Source organism: Streptomyces sp. NPDC002776 (assembly GCF_053592195.1).
In genome coordinates this window covers 358,375-377,353 of sequence record NZ_JBSFVG010000002.1, presented here as the reverse complement: position 1 = coordinate 377,353, position 18,979 = coordinate 358,375, and the positions used below count along the sequence as shown (strand labels likewise).

Sequence of the window (18,979 nt, the reverse complement as noted above, 5' to 3'; positions counted from 1 at the left end):
GTCAGTGCGGGATGGCAGGCTTGGTTCCGTGACCGAGATTGACGCAAAGATCGATGCTCTCGTCCCCGCCTGGCTCACCCTCCCCGACATCGCCGAACAGCTCGGCGTCGAGGTGACGCGTGTGCGGCAGCTGGTCAAGGACGGCCAGCTCATCGCCGTACGCCGTGGTGAGAACCGCGCGCTGCACGTCCCCGCCGCCTTCATCGACGGAGCCGAGCAGAAGGTCGTCAAGGGCCTGGCCGGGACCCTGACGCTGCTCCGGGACGACGGCTTCACCGACGAAGAGATGCTGGAGTGGCTCTTCACGCCCGACGAGAGCCTGCCCGGCACCCCCGCGCAGGCCCTGAGCGAGAATCGCGGCACGGAGGTGAAGCGCCGCGCCCAGGCGCTCGCCGTCTGAACCGATCAACAGTCCCGGTGTACGGGCCGCGGGTCGCCCGGGGCCCGTACACCACCGAGCACGGGGGAACACATATGCCCGCCACCGCACGCGACCGCTTCAGCGACGCCCGGCTGTACCTCTGCACGGACGCCCGCAAGCGCCAGGGAGACCTCGCCGAGTTCCTGGACGCGGCCCTGGCGGGCGGGGTCGACATCGTGCAGCTGCGCGACAAGGGCATGGAGGCCGCCGAGGAGCTGGAGCACCTGGCGGTCCTCGCCGACGCCTGCGCGCGCCACGGCAAGCTGCTCGCGGTCAACGACCGCGCGGACGTCGCCCATGCCGCGGGGGCCGACGTCCTCCACCTCGGCCAGGGCGATCTGCCCGTGTCGGCCGCCCGGGCGATCCTCGGCGACGACGCCCTCATCGGCCGCTCCACGCACGCCCTGGCCGAGGCCGAGGCCGCCGCGGTCCAGGAGGGCGTGGACTACTTCTGCACCGGCCCCTGCTGGCCCACGCCGACCAAGCCCGGCCGTCATGCCCCCGGCCTGGAGCTGGTCCGGCAGACCGCCGCCCTCGGCACCGGCCGCCCCTGGTTCGCCATCGGCGGCATCGACCTGGGCAACCTCGACGAGGTGCTCGAAGCGGGCGCCCGGCGGGTCGTCGTCGTCCGGGCGATCACGGAAGCGGACGACCCCGGCGCCGCGGCGGCGGAGTTCGCCAAGCGGCTGCGGCAGGGGTAGCGGCTCCTCCCGGGCCACCGTCTGTCCACGGACTGGACAACAACCCGACAATTCGGGCAAATATCCGGCATCCGGTTGGGGGACCGTCGCCCCCTGGCTAACCTGCGGGTATGGCCCTCGGCACCGCATCCACCAGGTCGGACCACGCTCGTACCGTGCGCGACATGCTCGCGACCGGCAAGACGACGTACTCGTTCGAGTTCTACGCCCCCAAGACGCCGAAGGGCGAGCGGAACCTGTGGAACGCGCTGCGCCGGGTCGAGGCCGTGGCGCCCGACTTCGTCTCCGTGACCTACGGCGCGGGCGGCACCACCCGCGCCGGCACGGTCAAGGCGACCGAGGCCATCGCCTCCACCACCACGCTCACCCCGATCGCCCACCTCACGGCGGTCGACCACTCGGTGGCGGACCTGCGCAACATCATCGGGCAGTACGCCGACGCCGGGATCCGCAACATGCTCGCGCTGCGCGGCGACCCGCCCGGCGACCCCATGGGCGACTGGGTCCCGCACCCGCAGGGCCTGACCTACGCCGCCGAACTCGTCGAGCTGATCAAGGCGTCCGGCGACTTCTGCGTGGGCGTCGCGGCCTTCCCGGCGATGCACCCGCGCTCCGCGGAGTGGGAGACGGACGTCCGGCACTTCGTCGACAAGTGCCGGGCCGGCGCGGACTACGCGATCACCCAGATGTTCTTCGACCCGGAGGACTATCTGCGGCTGCGCGACCGGGTCGACGCGGCCGGCTGCCCGACCCCGATCATCCCCGAGATCATGCCGATCGCCAGCGTCAAGACGCTGGACCGGATCCCGTCCCTCACCAACGCGGCCTTCCCGGCGGCCCTGAAAGAGCGGATCCTCACAGCCAAAGACGATCCGGCCGCTGTACGCTCCATTGGCATCGACTTCGCCACGGAGTTCTGCGCACGGCTGCTGGCCGAGGGAGTGCCGGGTCTGCACTTCATCACGCTGAACAACTCCACGGCGACCCTGGAGATCTACGAGAACCTGGGCCTGCACCATCCTCCGCAGGCCTAGACCGGCCGCACCGGTGTACGACACACTGCGTAACGGCCACTGGGAGAGGGGCGTACATGGGCTGGACGGTCCTCTACATCGCGTTCGGCATCGTCGCGCTGTGGCTGCTCGGTGAGGTGCTGCTGCAGTACAAGGCACGCCTGCGCTGGCGGCTGCTCGCCTTCGTCGGCTTCCTGGGCGTAGTGCTCGGGGTGTTGATCCCGTCCGTGATCGTCATCGGGCTGGGCGCCGCCGCCTTCGCGGTCGGCCAGACCTACGTCACGCTGTCGTTCCGCCGCGGCTTCGCCTCCGGCTGGGCGGTGAACGCTCCGGCGCTGGCCGGCTCCAAGCGCCGCCGCGGCGAGCCGGAGCACCAGGAACCGACCCTGGAGGTCTCCGGCCTCGAAGCGGGCGAGGGCCGCTACGGCGACGACGGCGGCTACGGCCGGGACCGCGCCGACTACGGCCAGGACGACTCCTACGACCGCGACGACGTCTTCACGCCCGCCCGCCCGGCGGGGCCCTCGGCCGCCGAGACCACCGCGATCTACGAGCCGCAGCCCCTCCCGGACGACACCGGCTCCTACGGCGTCTACGGCACCCAGCCGGACCCCTCCTACGCGGCGGCGGCCCAGCCCCAGGACCAGTACGCCGCCACCGCCCAGGGCGCCGACCAGGGCTACGGCTACGACGGCTACACCGGGTACGACCAGCAGCAGTACGGCTACGACGCGACCGGTCAGCAGCAGTACGCCGCCTACTCCGACCCGTACATCGGCACCCAGACCTACGGCGGCGGCTCCTACGACGCGGGCTACGGCCAGCAGTACGGACAGCAGGGCTACGCCCAGGACCAGTACGTCACCGGCACCTACACCGGCGAGGGCACCCCGCCCGGCGGTGTGTGGGTCCCGCAGCAGCGCAACACCGACGACCCCTACGGCGGTGAACTCCCGCCGGAGCAGCCGTATCCCTACCAGGGCGGCCAGGGGCAGCAGGGCGGGTACGACGAGCAGTACCGCTTCTAGCGGCCTTTCCGGCGGCCCGTCGTCACTGAGAGCCCCGGAAGTCCGGTCCCTCCACGATCAGTCCGGCGACCAGCGCGCCCGACATGCCCGCGTGCGCCAGGCCGCCGCCGGGGTGCGACCAGCCGCCGACACCGAACAGGCCCGGTATCCGGGTGCTGTTGGACGGGTACAGGAAGCTCCCCTCCGCCGCGGCCAGCGCGGGCGCGGGCACCCCGCCGCCCTCGGCGCCCGTCTCCGCCTCGGTGTGCACCGGGGTGCGCACCTCACGCCACAGGGTCCGCTCGCGCAGTCCCGGTACCGCGCGCTCGGCGGCCTCGGCCATCCGGTCCGCGAAGGAGCCGGCGGCGCCGGGCGCGGCCCAGTCGTACACCGCCCGTGAGGGCACCGTCGCGGTGAGGACCACCGACTCGTGCTCCTCGTCGGGCCGCAGGGCGGGGTCGTCCGGGCGGTCGACGCGGACCGTCGGCCGGGCGGGCGGCTCACCGCGCCCGAGGGCGTCCAGCTCGGCCCTGCGGTCCGGGGCATGCACCACCGTCCGGTGCGCGGCACCCGCCTCGCGCGCACCGCGCAGCGCCAGGCAGACCACGACCCGGCCAGGGGCGGCCCCCTCCGGCCGGGGCCCGACGTCCGCCGTCCCGTACAGCTGATGGCCGGTCAGGCGCCAAGGCCGGGTGCCGACCACGAAATCCGCCTCCGCCACGGTCCCGTCCGCCAGCTCGACCCCCGCCGCCCGGCCGTCCTTCTCCAGGACCCCGGTCACCTCGGCGCCGAAGTGAAACGCGACCTTCCGGGCCAGGCACCGCTCGTGCACCGCGCGCGCCAGCTCCCGGGCACCGCCGAGGACGTACCAGGTGCCGAAGGCGTGCTCCATGTACGGCAGCACGGCCGCGCTCGCCGGGGCGGCCTCGGGATGCAGGCCGTACCCGAGCGCGTGGCTCTCCAGCAGGGCGGTGAGCCGGGGGTCGCGCAGCTCCCAGGCGCCGACCTCGGCGAGGGTGGCGGCCCGGCGGGTGCGCAGCAGCCGCTTGTGCGGGACCGCCGGATAGGGCTCACGCCCGGCCAGCACCTCCCAGTTGGGCCACAGGGGCTCCTCCAGGAGCGGTCTGCGGCTGCGGTCCCAGGCCTCGCGGGCCCGCACCAGGAAGTCGCCCCAGCGTCCGCCCGCGCCCGCGCCGAGCGCCTGGTCCAGGGCCGCGACCACTCCCGCGCGCGAGGCGTTCGGCAGGGACACCTCGGTGCCGTCCGCGAAGACATGCCGCGAGGACGGGTCGACCTGGACCAGCTCGACGCAGTCCTCCACGGGCTCCCTGCCGGTCTTGACGAACAGATCGCGCCAGACCGCGGGCAGGGTCAGCAGACCGGGGCCGGTGTCGAAGGCGAAGCCGTCCCGCTCGAAGCGGCGCACCGCTCCGCCGTACGTCTGCGTACGCTCGTACACCGCCACCCGGTGGCCCGCGACGGCCAGCCGGGCGGCGGCCGCCATCGCGCCCGTCCCGGCGCCGATCACCGCAATCCGTGCCATGCCAGGGACTTTATCCGCCACCACTGACAGTCACGGCGGCGGAGGCGGCCCGGACCCTGCCGCCAGCCGTCTCTCCTCCCGCCGCTGGGCCCTGCGCCGCAGGAACCGCCGGATCCGCGAGGCGAGGAGGACCAGCACGGTGAGACCGGTGAGCAGCAGCACACCGGCGATGACCGCGGCCGCCTCCGGGTTGAACATCGCGAAGGTGACGATCCCGGCGACCCCGAGATCCTCGGCGACGCTCACGATCACGTTGCTGAACGGCTCCGGGGAGGTGTTGACCGCCATCCGCGTCCCGGCCTTGACGGCATGGCTGGCCAGCGCCGAGGAACCGCCGACCAGGCCCGCCGCCACGTCCGACAGCGAGCCGCTCTGCCCGGCGAGCAGCGCGCCCACCCAGGCGCCGGCGGCCGGGCGGATCACGGTGTGCACCGAGTCCCACGCCGAGTCGACGTACGGGATCTTGTCGGCGACCGCCTCGCACAGGAAGAGCACGCCCGCCGCGATCAGCACCTCGGGGCGCTGGAGCGACTCGGGGACCTCGTCGCTCAGTCCCGTCGCGCCGAACAGGCCGAGGAGCAGCACCACCGCGTACGCGTTGATGCCGCTGGCCCAGCCGCTGGTGAAGACCAGAGGGAGTACCGACACGGACGCGATCGTAACCAGTGGGCGGCGGCCCGGTGTGGGCCCGCGCACGCAGGGCTGAGTACGCGTACCTAGCCGGTGAGATGAGTACGCGCGCGGATGGGCCGCGACCTGCGGGAACGAGACAGTGGAGGCACGGAGAAAGGGACCGGCTCCGGCACCGGCGACACGGGGCGCCGGAACGGAGCCGCCCTGGATCCGCTCCTTCCGCCGGCCCGCGCGTCGGCGGAAGCGAGACACGGGGAACCCGGGGGAACGACCGGACGGGGGCCGACGGGGGAACGGGGGAGTACGGCGGAAGCGCCGGTTCGCATGGCACGCGGGGGACGCTGCCACCGCGGACCGGCGCTTCCGTATGCCCGGTTCGGATCCCCCGGCGTCGCGGGCCTAGCCCCGGCCGCTGACCCGGCCCTGGAGCAGCCGGGACAGGGCCGCGTGCACGTCGTCCAGGGAACGCTCCGGCTGGAAGGACTGCCAGTCCAGGGCGGCCACCAGGACCATGCCGACCAGGGCGGCCGCGGTCAGCGGGATGTCGATCTCGTCGCTGAACTCGCCGTTGGCCACCCCGTCGCGCAGCACGCCCTCCACCACGGCGACGACGTCCTGCCGGACCACCATGAGCGTGGACTGCCAGGCCCGGTTGGTGCGCCACAGCTCGGCCACGTAGAGCTGGGTGAAGGCTGGGTAGGCGGCGATGAAGCCGAGCCCCGCGCGGATCATCGCGTCCAGGGCGTCCACCTTGCTGCCGCCGTCCCGGGCCGTGCCCTCGGCCGCCTCCTTCAGGGAGGCGGCGAGCAGGCCCACACCGTGCCGCAGCAGCTCCTCGAAGAGGACGGACTTGCTCGCGAAGTTGTAGTAGACGGTGCCCTTCGCGACCCCCGCCCGCTCGGCGATCTCGTCCACGGTGGTGGCGGAGAAGCCCTGCTCGGCGATGAGCGTGACGGCGGCCTCGTAGAGCTTCTGCCGGGTGGCCTCACGGCGGGTGTTGCCGCCCGACGCGGCGCTGCTGCTTTCCATGGCCACGATTGTCCCGCGCGCGGTCACAGGGTCAGCTCCGGGTGCAGCCGGTCGAGCGTCCACACCTGGCGGCGGCGGGCCGACAGGGCGGTCAGCGCGAGGGCGCCCGCGGTGAAGGCGACGAGCACCACGCACGCGTGCCAGACCGGTCCCAGGCCGCCGCCCGTGATGAGCCTTCTGAGGGCCTCCACGACATAGCTCATCGGCAGGAAGGGGTGCAGGGCGTTGAAGAAGCCCGGGCTGGTCTGTACGGGGTAGGTGCCGCCCGCGGACGTCAGCTGGAGCATCAGCAGGGCGAGGACGAGGATCCGGCCCGCCGCCCCGAAGCGGGCGTTCAGCCACTGCACGAGGGCCGCGAAGCACGCCGTCACCAGGAACAGGAAGCCCACCGTCCCGGCCGCGCGGGCCATCTGCAGCCCGACCGCCCAGTGCAGCACCGACATCAGGGCCACCGTCTGGGCCACCCCGATCACCACCACCGGAAGCCAGCCCGCCAGCGCGATCCGCCACGCGGAGGCGCCCGCCGCGAGCGCACGCCGGTTCATCGGCGCGATCAGCATGTACGCCACCATCGCACCCACCCACAGGGACAGCGGGATGAAGTACGGGGCGAATCCGGTGCCGTAGTTGGGCGCCTTGTGCAGGTCCTCGGAGACGAGCCGGACCGGGTCCGACATCACCTCGGTGCGCTCGTCGCGGTCCCGCTCGTCGTAGTCGGGGATCTGCCCGGCGCCGTCGTGCAGCCCGTCCGAGAGGTCCCCGGAGCCGTCGACGAGCTTGTACAGGCCCGCCTCGAGGTCCCCCGCGCCGGTCTTGAGGTCGCCGACGCCCTTGTCCAGGTCGGTGGCACCGGTGTGGGCGGTGCCGAGGCCCGTGTGGAGCTTGTCGGCACCGGCGGCGACCTTCGCGGCGCCCTCATTCAGGTCGTTGATCTTGGTGACGGTGTCGTCGAGGTCCTCGGAGAGGTGGGGCGCGCGGTCGGCGAGGGCCTGCGCCTGCTTCTCCAGGGTGGCCAGGTGCTTGTCGAGCTTGTCCAGGCTGCCGTCCTGGTCGCCGATCAGCGTGTTGACGTCGTCGGCGATGCCGGCCACGTCCGCGGCGGCGTCCCGGGCGGTCTTCAGGTCCGCGCAGGCGGTGTCGGGCAGGGCGGCGTCCTCGCAGCGCGCCTTGTGGACGCTCGCGAGGTCGTCGGCGGACGCGCGGGCCTCCTCGGCCGCCGTCGGCGCGCGCTCCACCAGGGCGTCGAGGTTGTCGCGGATCGCGCCGGAGGTGTCGGCGACCAGCTGGGCGGTGTCCCCGATGCCCTTCTCGTTGTCCTTCAGGAACGGGCCCACCTTCTCAGCGGTCGCGTTGACCTTGTCGGCGAGCGCCTGGGTGCCCTCGGCGACCTTCTTCGAGCCGTCCTCCAGATCGCCCGCGCCCTTGTCGAGCTTCTTCAGCCCCTTGGCCAGCTTGCCGCTGCCGCTCTTGGCGTCCTTCAGCCCGTCGGCGAGGTCCCGCGAGCCCTTCTCGGCCTTCCCGATGCCGGTCTCCAGCTTGTCGGCGCCCTTGGCGGCCTTCACCGTCGCGCCGTGGATGTCGGAGAAGGAGATGAAGATCCGGTCCAGGAAGGACCGCGAGGCCTTGGTCGACGCGGCGTCGCGCACCTCGCTGAAGACCGTCCGGGAGATCTGCCCGACGATGTAGTTGTTGGCGTCGTTGGTGCGCACCTGGAGGGCGCCGGTCTCCGGGGAGTCGCCCGAACTGGACGCGATCCGCCCGCTGAAGTCGGCCGGCAGGGTCAGCGACAGGTAGTACCTGCCGTCCTCCACGCCCGCGCGTGCCTCCTCGGCGCTCACCTCGTGCCAGTCGAAGACCTCGCTCTCGTGCAGGCCCCGCACGATGTCGTCGCCGGCCGTGATCTTCTTCCCGTCGGCCTTCGCGCCCTTGTCGTCGTTGACCAGAGCCACCGGGATCCGGTCCAGCCGGCCGTACGGATCCCAGAAGGACCACAGGTACAGGGCGCCGTAGAGCAGGGGCAGCACGAGCAGCGCGACCAGGGCGGCACGCGGCAGCTTGCCGCGCCCGAAGCGCCGTATCTCAAGCGCGGCCAGCTTCGGCGAGCGCATCGGCGGGCACCTCCTCCGTCTCGTTGCGGGGCGTGGTGGACACCGCGACGGCGTCCTCGGGGGCCTCGCTGCACACCGCCGCCACCGTGGTCCCGGCCTGCGCGATCGACCTCAGCAGCACCCAGACCTCGGCCCGCTCGGCCGCGGAGAGCTTGAGGTCGGTGTCGTCGACGCCGAGCAGCCCCGGCTCGCCGATCAGCGCCAGCGCCACGGACAGCCGCAGCGCCTCCACCCGCTCCAGATCGCGTACGGCGGTCCTGGAGCCCTTCGGCAGGGCCTCCCGGTCGAGCCCGGCGGCGGCCAGGGCACGCTCCATCCGCAGCCGGGTCAGCGCGGCCCGCTCCGCGCGCGGGCGCAGCAGCCCGCGCAGCGAGCCGCCGTACCGCCGCTGGAGCAGCGCCCGCTCGTGCAGATGCTCGGCGACCGTGAGGGCCGGGTCGAGATCGGTGACGCCCGGGACATGGGCGACCGCGGTGAACCGCCGTACCGCCGACAGCTGCTTCGGCAGCCCGGCCCCACCCACGGTGGCGGTGCCCTCGGTGGGCTTCATCCGTCCGGTGAGCGCGAGCAGCAGACAGGTGCGCCCGGATCCGGACGGCCCCTCCACCGCGATCAGTGAGCCCGGCTCCGCCTCGAAGGAGACCCCGCGGAACGCCCATCCGCGGGGCCCTTCGGCACCGAGGCCCCGGACCGTGACGCCGACTCCGGCCACGGTTCCCCCACCCCCCTGCTTTTGAACTGACTGGTCAGTGCAAAAGCTAGCCCGAACTGTCGATCGAGGCAAAAGTCCAGGTCAGAACGGATTGTCAGTGCCATACCTCACGATGGGCACATACGGCACCCATTGCCGTCACGACGACAGGAGGTTCGTCATGGCCAGCTACCACGCAGCCGCCGCCCGCCGGCGCCGCGCCACCGGCCCTGCCCCCTCACTGACCGGCCCGGCAAGCGATGTGCACCCCGTGCTGCGCCGGGCCACGGCCCCGCCCGCCGCCCTCGACCTGCTCGCCCAGGCCCGTGCCGGACTCGACGAGGCCGCCGTCCTGGAGACCCCCAATGAGCGCTATGCGACCGCCCACCTCGCCGCCCTGCGCACCGCCGCCGCGGTCCTCGCCGCGCGGGGACGCCCGGAGCCCACGTCCCGACGCCGGGCCCGCATCCGGAGCGCCTGGGAAGTGCTCCCCGAGATAGCGCCCGAGCTCTCCGAGTGGAGCGCGCTGTTCGCCTCGGGGGCCCGGCGCCGCGCCCGGGCCGAGGCGGGCATCCAGGGCGCGGCAAGTCGCCGGGACGCCGACGACCTGATACGCGACGTGGCGATGTTCCTGCGCCTCGTCGAGCGGATGCTGGTCCTCCAGCCGGTCCTGCCGCAGCCCCGCCAGGACACCGATCACGAGGAGGGGGAGGCCCCGGGCCACCGCTTTCCGGACGTGGGGTGACGGCACCGCGGTGACCAGGACCGGCACCGGAGGCAATAGGGTGGGACACGCCTGAAGCCGTCCCGCTCCGGTACTCCGGGCCGGTCGGCACCCCGATCGCTCCGCCGTACCAGAGGCGGTGCCGCGCCGAGGAGTCAACAGCCGTGTCGGACCCGATGCGACCCCGCGCCTCTCTCCGTACCGCCGTGGTCTGGGAGGTCCTCAAGGACGCCCTCGACCGCCAGGTCAAGGCCACGGGCCGGGAGGCGCTGGACGTCCTCGACGCCGGCGGCGGCAGCGGCAGGTTCGCCGTGCAGGTCGCCCGCCTCGGCCACCGCGTCACCGTCGTCGACCCCAGCCCCAACGCCCTGTTCGCGCTGGAGCGCCGCGCCGCCGAGGCCGGCGTCGCCGACCGGGTCCAGGGCGTCCAGGGCGACGCCCACGGCCTGCTCGACGTGGTCGAGCGCGGCGGCTACGACGCGGTGCTGTGCCACGGCGTCCTGGAGTACGTGGACGACCCGGCCGAAGGGGTGCGCAACGCCGTGGCCGCCCTGCGCCCCGAGGGCGTCCTCAGCCTGCTCGCGGCCGGGCTCGGCGGCGCCGTCCTCGCCCGCGCCCTCGCCGGTCACTTCAAGGAGGCCAAGCAGGCCCTGGAGGACCCGAACGGCCGCTGGGGCGCCGGCGATCCCATGCCGCACCGCTTCACCGTCGAACAGCTCACCGCGCTGGTCGAGGGAGCGGGCCTGCGCGTCGGCGCCGTGCACGGCGTCCGCGTCTTCGCCGACCTCGTGCCCGGCGTCCTGGTGGACACCGAACCCGGCGCCATGGAGGCGCTGCTGAAGCTGGAGGAGGCGGCGGCCGAGCTGCCCGCGTTCCACTCCGTTGCCACCCAGCTCCATGTGCTCGGCGAGACTCGAGGGACCGTCGAGGCGTGAGCCGGCTCCTGAGGGCGCGCCGCTGATCAGGTACTTGGCTGCACATGGAGTACGCCACAGGCCCCCCGATCGGGCGCTCAGCGCCGTATGATCGAGGGAGACCGCCCGGCATGACGGGTCGGCCTCTGGGGAATGCAGACCTCAGCGGGCCGGGACGCCCATGGCGGGATCCCGGTTGGCCAATTGGCGTAGAGGGGCGGGTTTCACGGGGGCGATTCCCTGCCTATCCTTAAGGGACCCCCCGGGTCGCCCCGGCGACTGCACGATGAGGAGGACTCCGTGCCGCTCTCGGAGCACGAGCAGCGCATGCTCGAGCAGATGGAGCGAGCGCTGTACGCCGAAGATCCCAAGTTCGCGACAGCGCTTGAGGGAAGCGGGCTGCGCACGTACACCCGTCGCCGGGTGTACCAGGCGGTGGCCGGCTTCCTCGTGGGTATCGCGCTCCTCATGGCTGGAATGGTCGCCAAGCAGGTCTGGCTCAGCGTGGTGGGCTTCCTGGTCATGCTGGGCTGTGCGGTTCTCGCCGTGACCGGCTGGCGCAAGGCCCCCAAGCCGGGTGAACAGCCGGCAGGCGGTCCCCAGGCCAGCCCTCAGGGCCGGACCAAGCGCTCCATGATGGACCGTATCGAGCAGCGCTGGCAGCGGCGCCGCGACGAACAGGGCCACTAGCGCTACGACCCGCAGCTCCCGCGTGAGGGGGCGACCGCCTCAGGGTGGTCGCCCCCTCACGCGCGCTCTCGCGCGGGGTCTCAGCCCCGCTGTCCCGAGGGCTTGCCCACCGGCGGCCGGGCCGCGGCGGCCCGCGTTGTGACCCCGGCCCACCATCCGGCCGCCGCCCACACCACACGCACGGTCGAACGCGGCAGGAACAATGCTCGAAGCCGGGTGCTCCGGCTCAGCGTGGTCGGCAGGGCGGCGACCACCCGGCGGGCGTCCGCCGCGAGCCCCGCCACCGGAGTCGGCCGCGGCGCGTACAGCACCTGCTCCACGGCGTCGGCCACCCGGTGCACCGCGGCCGCGGCCTCCGGGTCGAGGTGTCCCAGCCGGACGATCCGCGCCGCCGCCTTGCGCGGGGTCTGCGATTCGTCCGGCGCGATCCCGTAGTCCCATGCCGTGTCGGTCAGCTCCTGCCAGACCGCCAGGACGTGCGGGGCCGTGTCCGCCTCGCCGCGGCCGTGCGCTCCGAGCCGTACCGCCCGGGTGCGCAGCCGCCACAGCAGCGGAGCGAGCGGGATCAGCAGGGCCGCGAGTCCGGCGAGGGACCAGGCCAGGGCGACGTACCACTTCGGGCCGTCGTCGTCCTTGGCCAGCGCGGCCTGCGGTGCCTCGCTCGCGCAGAGCTCGGGGTTGCCGCCCGCCGCGCAGCTCTCGCTCTCCGAGGGTGCCGCGCTGGGGGCCGAGCTCGCCGACCGGGTCGGCCGCCCCACGTCCGGCAGGGTGCTGCCGGGCGCCTCCGTCTGGGTGTACGACGGCACCGAGCCCCGGGTCGGGGTCGGCTCGAAGCGGGTCCAGCCCACGCCCTCGAAGTACAGCTCGGGCCAGGCGTGGGCGTCCTTCAGGCCCACCGACACCGTGTCGTCGCCCTGCGGGGTGCCGGGCGCGAAGCCCACCGCCACCCGGGCCGGTATCCCCAGCGAGCGGGCCATCGCCGCCATCGAGAAGGAGAAGTGGACGCAGAAGCCCTGCCTGTCCCGCAGGAACCGGACGATCGCGGAGGAGCCGCTGCCGACCTGCACCTCGGTGTCGTACTGGAAGCCGCCGGTGACGGCGAAGTACTCCTGGAGCCTGACCGCCTGCTCGTAGGGGCCGGCCGCGCCGTCGGTGACCTCGCGCGCGGTCCGGGCCACCTCCTCCGGCAGCGACGAGGGCAGCTCGGTGAACTCCCGCTTGATGGCGGCCGACGGTTCCGGCGCGTCGGCGAGCTGCTCCGCGGTCGGCTGCACGTCGAGGCTGCGCACCGTGTAGGTCAGCCCGCGGGTGTTCTGGCCGTGGTCCCCGACGAGGGTCATGCCGAGCGGTTCGTAGCGCCAGTTGCCCTCGATGTCCACGCCGCTCGGCGGGTAGGGCATCGGCAGCCAGTCCTGGGCGTACCAGTTCGCGGCCGAGATCCGGGTCTCGATCTCCGCGCGCTCGGTGTCCGGGCCGAGCCCCATGGGGGTGGGGAACTCCCGCGGCACCGAAGTGATGTTCCGCTTGGACGGCTTCCAGGTGGTGCCGTCGAAGTCGTCCAGGGAGACGATCCGCAAGTACATGTTGGACAGGTCGTCGGTGCTGGTGCGCAGGGAGAGGACCTGGCGGTCCTCGTCCACGTTCAGGCTGTCGCGCAGCGACACCAGCGGGTTCACCGCGGAGATGGTGCCGCCGCCCCCGGGCCCGGAGCCCACCCCGGTCCCGGCGCCGTCCAGCAGGCCGCCGTTCATCGCGGGCAGCCCGAGCGGCACCACCAGGGCGATGCCGAGGGCCACCACGCCGATCCGCCGCCCGGCGCGCACCGGCGCGACGGCGCCGCCCGGCTCGCCGCCCGGCGTGCGCGGGGTGCCGCCGAAGATCCGGCCCCACTGCGAGAGCCGTTCCCGGCCCTCGGCCAGCAGCAGCATCAGATAGCCGGCCGCCGCGACCAGGAACCACAGCCAGTCGGCGCCGCCGTCGGACAGGCCCGCCGCGATCGAGTACAGGGCGAGCAGCGGCAGCCCGGCCGGGGCCGCGCTGCGGAAGGTCACCGCGAGGATGTCCACCGCGAGCCCGATGACCAGCACACCGCCGACGAGCAGCAGCCGGATGCCGTCGGACAGCGGCGCCGGGATGGCGTACCGCCCGACGTCGTCCGTGCCCGTCTGGAGCAGGTCGCCGAAGTGCGCGAAAGCCTCGGGGCCCGGCACCAGCCCGAACAGGGCCTGCTCGCGGGCGAAGGCCAAGGTCAGCAGCAGCAGGGTCACCAGGGCCTGCGCGGCAACCGTCAGCGCCCGCGCCAGCGGCACCCGGCGGGCCGCCATGCCCACGCCGGTCTGCACGGCCAGCAGGAAGAGAGCCTGGAAGAGCCAGGTGGGCTCCTCGACGAGCGGCAGCAGGGCGCAGGCCGCGGCCAGTGTGGCCACGGCGGCGCACAGTGCCAGTCGTGCCCGCCCGCTCATACCGGTCCCTCCCCACCACTCGCGACGACGACGCCCGTGCGCTCACGGTCCGCCTGCCGCCACAGCTCCTCCAGGGAAGCGCCCCGCGGCACGCTCAGGGCCGTCCAGCCCGCCTCGCGCAGCATCCGCAGCCGCTCCCCGCTGTGGTCCGGCGCAGCGGCCACGTCGGCCGGTTCCCGCACCCAGGTGTCGCTGTCCAGCAGGAACGCGACCGCGCCCCCGCTGCGCCGGCGCATCCTCGCGGCCACCGCGGCCTGCTCCTCGTCGAGGTCGCCGAAGAACGCCACCAGCAGCCCCTCGTTCCCGCCGCGCAGCACGTCGTAGGCCCGGGACAGGCCGGTGCCGTCGGAGTGGTCGATCAGCGCGAGGGTGTCCATCATCAGCCCGGCCGCGTCCGCCGTCTCCTGGCTGGCACCGGCGAACCCGTCGGCGCCCTCACCGGGCACCGAGCTGCCGGTGTCCGTCAACAGCCGTACCGAGAAGCCCCGCTCCAGCATGTGTACGAGGACGGAGGCCGCGCCGGACACCGCCCACTCGAAGGCCGAGTTCGGGCCCGCGCCCTGGAAGGCCAGGTCCCGGCTGTCCAGCAGCACCGTGCAGCGGGCGCGCTGCGGCTGCTCCTCGCGGCGCACCATCAGCTCGCCGTAGCGGGCGGTGGAGCGCCAGTGCACTCGGCGCAGATCGTCGCCGTAGCGGTAACCGCGCGGGATCACGTCGTCCTCGCCGGCCAGCGCCAGTGAGCGCTGCCGTCCGTCGCCGTACCCCTTGGCCTCGCCGCTGAGCCGTACCGGGGGGAGCGGCTCCACGCGCGGGATCACCGTGAGGGTGTCGTACGTGGAGAAGGACCGGGTCAGTTCGCACATGCCGAAGGGGTCGCTCAGCCGCAGCTGGAGCGGGCCGAGCGGATAGCGGCCGCGCAGGTCGGAGCGGACGCGGTAGGACACCTCGCGGCGGCCGCCCGCCTCCACGCGGTCCAGCACGAAGCGGGGGCGCGGGCCGAGGACGTAGGGGACCCGGTCCTGGAGCATCAGCAGGCCGGTGGGCAGCCGGGAGACGTTGTCCATCCGCAGATGGACCCGGGCCTCGCTGCCGGCGGGCACGCGCGCGGGGGAGAGCCGGCGGCTGCCGGCGACCCGGTAGCGCGTGCGGTAGAGCACGGACGCGCAGACCAGCGGCAGCACCGCGAGCAGCAGCCCCACCCGCAGCAGGTCGCTCTGCCCGAGGACGTACGCGCAGATCGCGGCCGCCACCCCGGCGGCCAGGAAGGAGCGGCCGCGGGTGGTCAGACCGGACAGCGCGGTGCGCATCCCGCCCTGCTCACCCCGGTCCGCCTCCGCCGGCCCCGTCCCCCCGGTGCTCATCACAGCCTCCGCGGCGGCTGCTGGGGATACGCCGGGGCGCCGCGGCCGAGGCCGCCGAAGCCGCTCTGCTGCTGCGGAGCGGCGGGCACCGGGGTGCGTTGCAGGATTTCCTGGACGACCTGCTCCGACGTACGGCGGTTGAGCTGGGCCTGGGCGGTGGGCAGCAGCCGGTGGGCCAGCACGGCCACGGCGAGCGCCTGCACATCGTCCGGCAGGGCGTACTCCCGGCCGCTCAGCGCGGCGGACGCCTTCGCCGCGCGCAGCAGATGCAGCGTCGCGCGCGGGGAGGCGCCGAGTCTGAGGTCCGGGTGGGTACGCGTGGCGGCGACCAGGTCCACGGCGTAGCGCCGCACCGCTTCGGCGACATGGACACCGCGGACGGCGTCGATCAGCTTCACGATCTCGTGCGCGTGCGCCACCGGCTGCAGGTCGTCCAGCGGGTTCACCCCGCCGTGGATGTCGAGCATCTCCAGCTCGGCCTCCGGGCTCGGATAGCCGATGGAGACCCGGGCCATGAAGCGGTCGCGCTGGGCCTCGGGCAGCGGGTAGGTGCCCTCCATCTCGACCGGGTTCTGGGTGGCCACCACCATGAAGGGGCTGGGCAGTTCGTAGGTCTGCCCGTCGATGGTGACCTGGCGCTCCTCCATGGACTCCAGCAGCGCCGACTGGGTCTTGGGCGAGGCGCGGTTGATCTCGTCGCCGATCACGATCTGCGCGAAGATCGCGCCCGGCTTGAACTCGAAGTCCCGGCGCTGCTGGTCCCAGATGGACACACCCGTGATGTCCGAGGGCAGCAGGTCAGGGGTGAACTGGATACGCCGTACCGAACAGTCGATCGACCGTGCCAGCGCTTTGGCCAGCATTGTCTTGCCGACGCCGGGGACATCCTCGATCAGAAGATGTCCCTCGGCGAGCAGCACGGTCAGCGAAAGCCGTACGACCTCGGGCTTGCCCTCGATCACTCCCTCCACCGAACTGCGGACACGCTCGACGGTGGCGGTCAGATCAGTGAGGCTCGCTCGATCGTCATAGGTCGTCACCCGGCCCTCCTCGGCCCGTTCTGTCCGGGCCGACGCTCTGCGTGCGGACCGGCCCACCCCGAAACACGGACATCACCCGGGAAAAGTTCCGCGTGACGCCACACCCGCATTCTTGCTGCCGTTACCGTTTCGTGTCACTCGCCTGTGGACAACTGCCCGCGATATGTCGCTCTTACCGCCTTTTGGACAGCCCCAAGCCGGAAATCAACAGCGAAACGACAGCTTCAGCGGCAGGTTACGCGGGGTCGATCTCGCGCAGCAGGCCGGTTTTCACATCGAAGACGAAGCCGCGCACATCGTCGGTGTGCAGCAGGAACGGGGAGGTCCGCACGCGCCGCATGGACTGCCGTACGTCCTGGTCGACGTCCCGGAAGGACTCCACCGCCCAGACCGGGCGCTGGCCGATCTCGCGCTCCAGGTCGTGCCGGAAGTCCTCGGTCAGGGTCTCCAGACCGCAGCCGGTGTGATGGATGAGGACCACGCTGCGGGTGCCGAGGGCCCGCTGGCTGATGGTGAGCGAGCGGATCACGTCGTCCGTGATCACGCCGCCCGCGTTGCGGATGGTGTGGCAGTCGCCGACCGCCAGGCCGAGCGAGGGGAACAGGTCGATCCGGGCGTCCATGCAGGCCACCACGGCCACGTTCAGTGCCGGCCGGGCCTCCAGGCCCGGGTCGGTGAACGCGGCGGCGTACCGCTCGTTCGCCTCGACGATACGGTCCGTGACCGTGCCGCCGGCGGTGGCGCCTTGGGGACTCGCGGGAACCGATGCAGAAGTCGTCATATCCATGACGGTACTGGTCACCCCGGGTCCCGTCCCGTTGTGAGAGGGGACAAAGAACGTCAATGAGAGCTGTTGTGAGGTAACCCACAAGGGGCACGCGACCAGGCCTGTAGGAGTGAATTCCCCCCTCGTCCCGCTTCGCGCCGACCCCGGGCCGCGACGCGCAGGCCGGTTGATTGACCGCGAGACAGGGTGGACTAAAGTGACGCGAAGCGGGAGGCGAGGCCTCCCCGCTGGACCGAACTTCCCGTAGGACCCGGCGCGCCCGCCGGAGATTCTCCCCACGTGCGCGGCGCGTACGTACGGCTCGGCCTCCTCCCGCTCCCGGCGGCTGACGCTCCTGGCGCCGGCAGGTCCCCCGTCACCGGGGGAGGGCGGGGACCCCGCCCGGTGCGTACCGCCACGCCGGACCTGAGAGGGCCCCTTGAGCCAGAGTCGACATGTTCCGGTGATGCTCCAGCGGTGCCTGGACATGTTGGCCCCCGCCCTCCAGGCCCCCGGAGCCGTCGTCGTCGACTGCACCCTCGGCCTCGGCGGCCACAGCGAGGCCCTCCTCCAGCGGTTCCCCGAGGCCCGGCTCGTCGCCCTGGACCGGGACACGGAGGCGCTGCGGCTGTCCGGCGAGCGGCTCGCCCCCTTCGGCGAGCGGGCCACCCTGGTGCACGCCGTGTACGACGAACTGCCCGAGGTGCTTGAGCGGCTCGGCCTCGCGCGCGTGCAGGGCGTCCTGTTCGACCTCGGGGTCTCCTCCATGCAGCTCGACGAGGCCGACCGCGGCTTCGCCTACGCCCAGGACGCCCCCCTGGACATGCGCATGGACCAGACGACCGGCGTCAGCGCCGCCGAGGTCCTCAACACCTACCCCCCCGGGGAACTGGTCCGGATCCTGCGCGCGTACGGCGAGGAGAAGCAGGCCAAGCGGATCGTGTCCGCCATCGTGCGCGAACGCGAGAAGGAGCCCTTCTCCCGCAGCGCACGGCTCGTGGAGCTGATCCGGGACGCGCTGCCGCAGGCCGCCAAGCGCACCGGCGGCAACCCGGCCAAGCGCACCTTCCAGGCCCTGCGCATCGAGGTCAACGGCGAACTCTCCGTGCTGGAACGGGCCGTACCGGCCGCCGTGAAGGCCCTCGACGTCGGCGGGCGGATCGCCGTGCTCTCCTACCACTCGCTGGAGGACCGGCTGGTCAAGCAGGTCTTCGCGGCCGGCGCCGCCACCACCGCACCGCCCGGTCTGCCCGTCGTCCCCGAGCAGTACCAGCCGCGGCTCAAGCTGCTCACGCGCGGTGCCGAACTTCCCACCGAGGAAGAGGTCGCCGAGAACCGCCGGGCGGCACCGGCGCGGCTGCGCGGGGCGGAGCGCATCAGGAAGGACGTCGAGTGAGCCGTACTCACGGGAGGGCGTGTGAGTAGGAAACCCGAACTGAGGGGCAGGGCCGCCCGGCTCGCGCGGCTCTTCCCGACCGGACGGGGGCAGGCCGCCCGCACCCCCTTCGTCCTCCTGGTCGTCCTGCTGCTCGGCGGCGGGCTGATCGGACTGCTGGTGCTGAACTCCGCCCTGAGCGAGGGCGCGTTCCGGCTCGCCGACCTCCAGAAGGAGACCAAGAGCCTCACCGACGAGGAACAGGCGCTCCAGCGGGACGTCGACGCCTACTCCGCTCCCGAGGCCCTCCAGCGCCGGGCCCTCGAGCTCGGCATGGTGCCGGGCGGCGACCCCGCCTTCCTCGACCCCGACGGTACGGTCCGGGGCGTCCCCGCTCCGGCCCCCGCCGACGTCCACCAGACCGCCGTACAGGATCCGCTGGTCCTGGCCCCCGAGGCGTTCGCGACCCCGCCCCCGACCCCCACGATCCCCGGCAGGTGA

General features: G+C 73.0%; 18 protein-coding genes. 9 read left to right on the top strand and 9 right to left on the bottom strand.

Annotated features, from left to right (window positions below; translation table 11 throughout):
* The first annotated feature begins 28 nt into the window (after nucleotides 1-28).
* From ACWD11_RS05860 to ACWD11_RS05845, 4 genes are all read left to right on the top strand, one after another.
* Nucleotides 29-400, top strand: a complete 372-nt coding sequence (locus ACWD11_RS05860; protein ID WP_351981965.1) for an Rv2175c family DNA-binding protein — start codon at nucleotides 29-31, stop codon at nucleotides 398-400.
* Nucleotides 401-474: 74 nt separating this feature from the next.
* Nucleotides 475-1,122, top strand: coding sequence for a thiamine phosphate synthase (thiE, locus tag ACWD11_RS05855; protein WP_451281500.1), 648 nt, complete (start codon nucleotides 475-477; stop codon nucleotides 1,120-1,122).
* A 110-nt stretch (nucleotides 1,123-1,232) separates the two neighbouring features.
* A complete protein-coding gene (metF, locus tag ACWD11_RS05850) occupies nucleotides 1,233-2,156 on the top strand; it encodes a methylenetetrahydrofolate reductase [NAD(P)H] (protein ID WP_389418535.1) in 924 nt (307 codons plus the stop codon).
* A gap of 56 nt (nucleotides 2,157-2,212) precedes the next feature.
* Nucleotides 2,213-3,163, top strand: a complete 951-nt coding sequence (locus ACWD11_RS05845) for an SCO2102 family sporulation regulator (protein ID WP_451281498.1) — start codon at nucleotides 2,213-2,215, stop codon at nucleotides 3,161-3,163.
* Nucleotides 3,164-3,185: 22 nt separating this feature from the next.
* Here the strand turns inward: ACWD11_RS05845 and ACWD11_RS05840 are convergent, their stop codons facing one another.
* The 5 genes from ACWD11_RS05840 to ACWD11_RS05820 all read right to left on the bottom strand — a co-directional run bounded on the left by ACWD11_RS05840 (nucleotide 3,186) and on the right by ACWD11_RS05820 (nucleotide 9,167).
* Nucleotides 3,186-4,685 (bottom strand): phytoene desaturase family protein, encoded by a 1,500-nt coding sequence (locus ACWD11_RS05840; RefSeq protein WP_451281496.1) that lies wholly within the window; start codon nucleotides 4,683-4,685, stop codon nucleotides 3,186-3,188.
* Between the two features lie 30 nt (nucleotides 4,686-4,715).
* A complete protein-coding gene (locus tag ACWD11_RS05835) occupies nucleotides 4,716-5,333 on the bottom strand; it encodes a DUF4126 domain-containing protein (protein ID WP_389418538.1) in 618 nt (205 codons plus the stop codon).
* Between the two features lie 384 nt (nucleotides 5,334-5,717).
* The gene (locus tag ACWD11_RS05830) at nucleotides 5,718-6,347 is read right to left on the bottom strand and encodes a TetR/AcrR family transcriptional regulator (protein ID WP_451281494.1); all 630 of its coding nucleotides are present in this window, start codon (nucleotides 6,345-6,347) and stop codon (nucleotides 5,718-5,720) included.
* 23 nt (nucleotides 6,348-6,370) lie between these two features.
* Nucleotides 6,371-8,455 carry a YhgE/Pip family protein gene (locus tag ACWD11_RS05825; RefSeq protein WP_451281492.1) on the bottom strand — a complete coding sequence of 695 codons (2,085 nt, stop codon included), beginning with the start codon at nucleotides 8,453-8,455 and terminating at the stop codon, nucleotides 6,371-6,373.
* Nucleotides 8,427-9,167, bottom strand: coding sequence for an ATP-binding cassette domain-containing protein (locus ACWD11_RS05820; protein WP_451281490.1), 741 nt, complete (start codon nucleotides 9,165-9,167; stop codon nucleotides 8,427-8,429). The genes ACWD11_RS05825 and ACWD11_RS05820 overlap by 29 nt, the downstream gene beginning before the upstream one ends.
* 160 nt (nucleotides 9,168-9,327) lie before the next feature.
* Here ACWD11_RS05820 and ACWD11_RS05815 point away from each other — a divergent pair, with 160 nt between their 5' ends.
* The 3 genes from ACWD11_RS05815 (at nucleotide 9,328) to ACWD11_RS05805 (ending at nucleotide 11,474) form a co-directional block, all read left to right on the top strand.
* Complete coding sequence (locus ACWD11_RS05815; RefSeq protein ID WP_451281488.1) at nucleotides 9,328-9,891, top strand: SAV_6107 family HEPN domain-containing protein; 564 nt, start codon at nucleotides 9,328-9,330, stop codon at nucleotides 9,889-9,891.
* Between the two features lie 143 nt (nucleotides 9,892-10,034).
* Complete coding sequence (locus ACWD11_RS05810; protein ID WP_451281486.1) at nucleotides 10,035-10,805, top strand: methyltransferase; 771 nt, start codon at nucleotides 10,035-10,037, stop codon at nucleotides 10,803-10,805.
* Nucleotides 10,806-11,084: 279 nt separating this feature from the next.
* Nucleotides 11,085-11,474, top strand: coding sequence for a DUF3040 domain-containing protein (locus ACWD11_RS05805; protein ID WP_389418544.1), 390 nt, complete (start codon nucleotides 11,085-11,087; stop codon nucleotides 11,472-11,474).
* A gap of 80 nt (nucleotides 11,475-11,554) precedes the next feature.
* On the opposite strand, the gene ACWD11_RS05800 is transcribed toward ACWD11_RS05805, so the two are convergent.
* From ACWD11_RS05800 to ACWD11_RS05785, 4 genes are all read right to left on the bottom strand, one after another.
* On the bottom strand, nucleotides 11,555-13,936 hold the full coding sequence (locus ACWD11_RS05800) for a transglutaminase TgpA family protein (protein WP_451281484.1): 2,382 nt from the start codon (nucleotides 13,934-13,936) through the stop codon (nucleotides 11,555-11,557).
* Nucleotides 13,933-15,297 carry a DUF58 domain-containing protein gene (locus ACWD11_RS05795; protein WP_451281482.1) on the bottom strand — a complete coding sequence of 455 codons (1,365 nt, stop codon included), beginning with the start codon at nucleotides 15,295-15,297 and terminating at the stop codon, nucleotides 13,933-13,935. Before ACWD11_RS05795 ends, ACWD11_RS05800 begins: the two co-directional genes overlap by 4 nt.
* Nucleotides 15,297-16,337 carry an AAA family ATPase gene (locus ACWD11_RS05790; protein WP_389418547.1) on the bottom strand — a complete coding sequence of 347 codons (1,041 nt, stop codon included), beginning with the start codon at nucleotides 16,335-16,337 and terminating at the stop codon, nucleotides 15,297-15,299. The genes ACWD11_RS05795 and ACWD11_RS05790 overlap by 1 nt, the downstream gene beginning before the upstream one ends.
* Before the next feature lie 235 nt (nucleotides 16,338-16,572).
* Nucleotides 16,573-17,118, bottom strand: coding sequence for a beta-class carbonic anhydrase (locus ACWD11_RS05785; RefSeq protein ID WP_389418548.1), 546 nt, complete (start codon nucleotides 17,116-17,118; stop codon nucleotides 16,573-16,575).
* Between the two features lie 424 nt (nucleotides 17,119-17,542).
* Between ACWD11_RS05785 and rsmH the strand changes: the two genes are divergently transcribed.
* A complete protein-coding gene (gene rsmH / locus ACWD11_RS05780; protein WP_389418549.1) occupies nucleotides 17,543-18,499 on the top strand; it encodes a 16S rRNA (cytosine(1402)-N(4))-methyltransferase RsmH in 957 nt (318 codons plus the stop codon).
* Nucleotides 18,500-18,520: 21 nt separating this feature from the next.
* Nucleotides 18,521-18,979 (top strand): FtsB/FtsL family cell division protein, encoded by a 459-nt coding sequence (locus ACWD11_RS05775; protein ID WP_389418550.1) that lies wholly within the window; start codon nucleotides 18,521-18,523, stop codon nucleotides 18,977-18,979.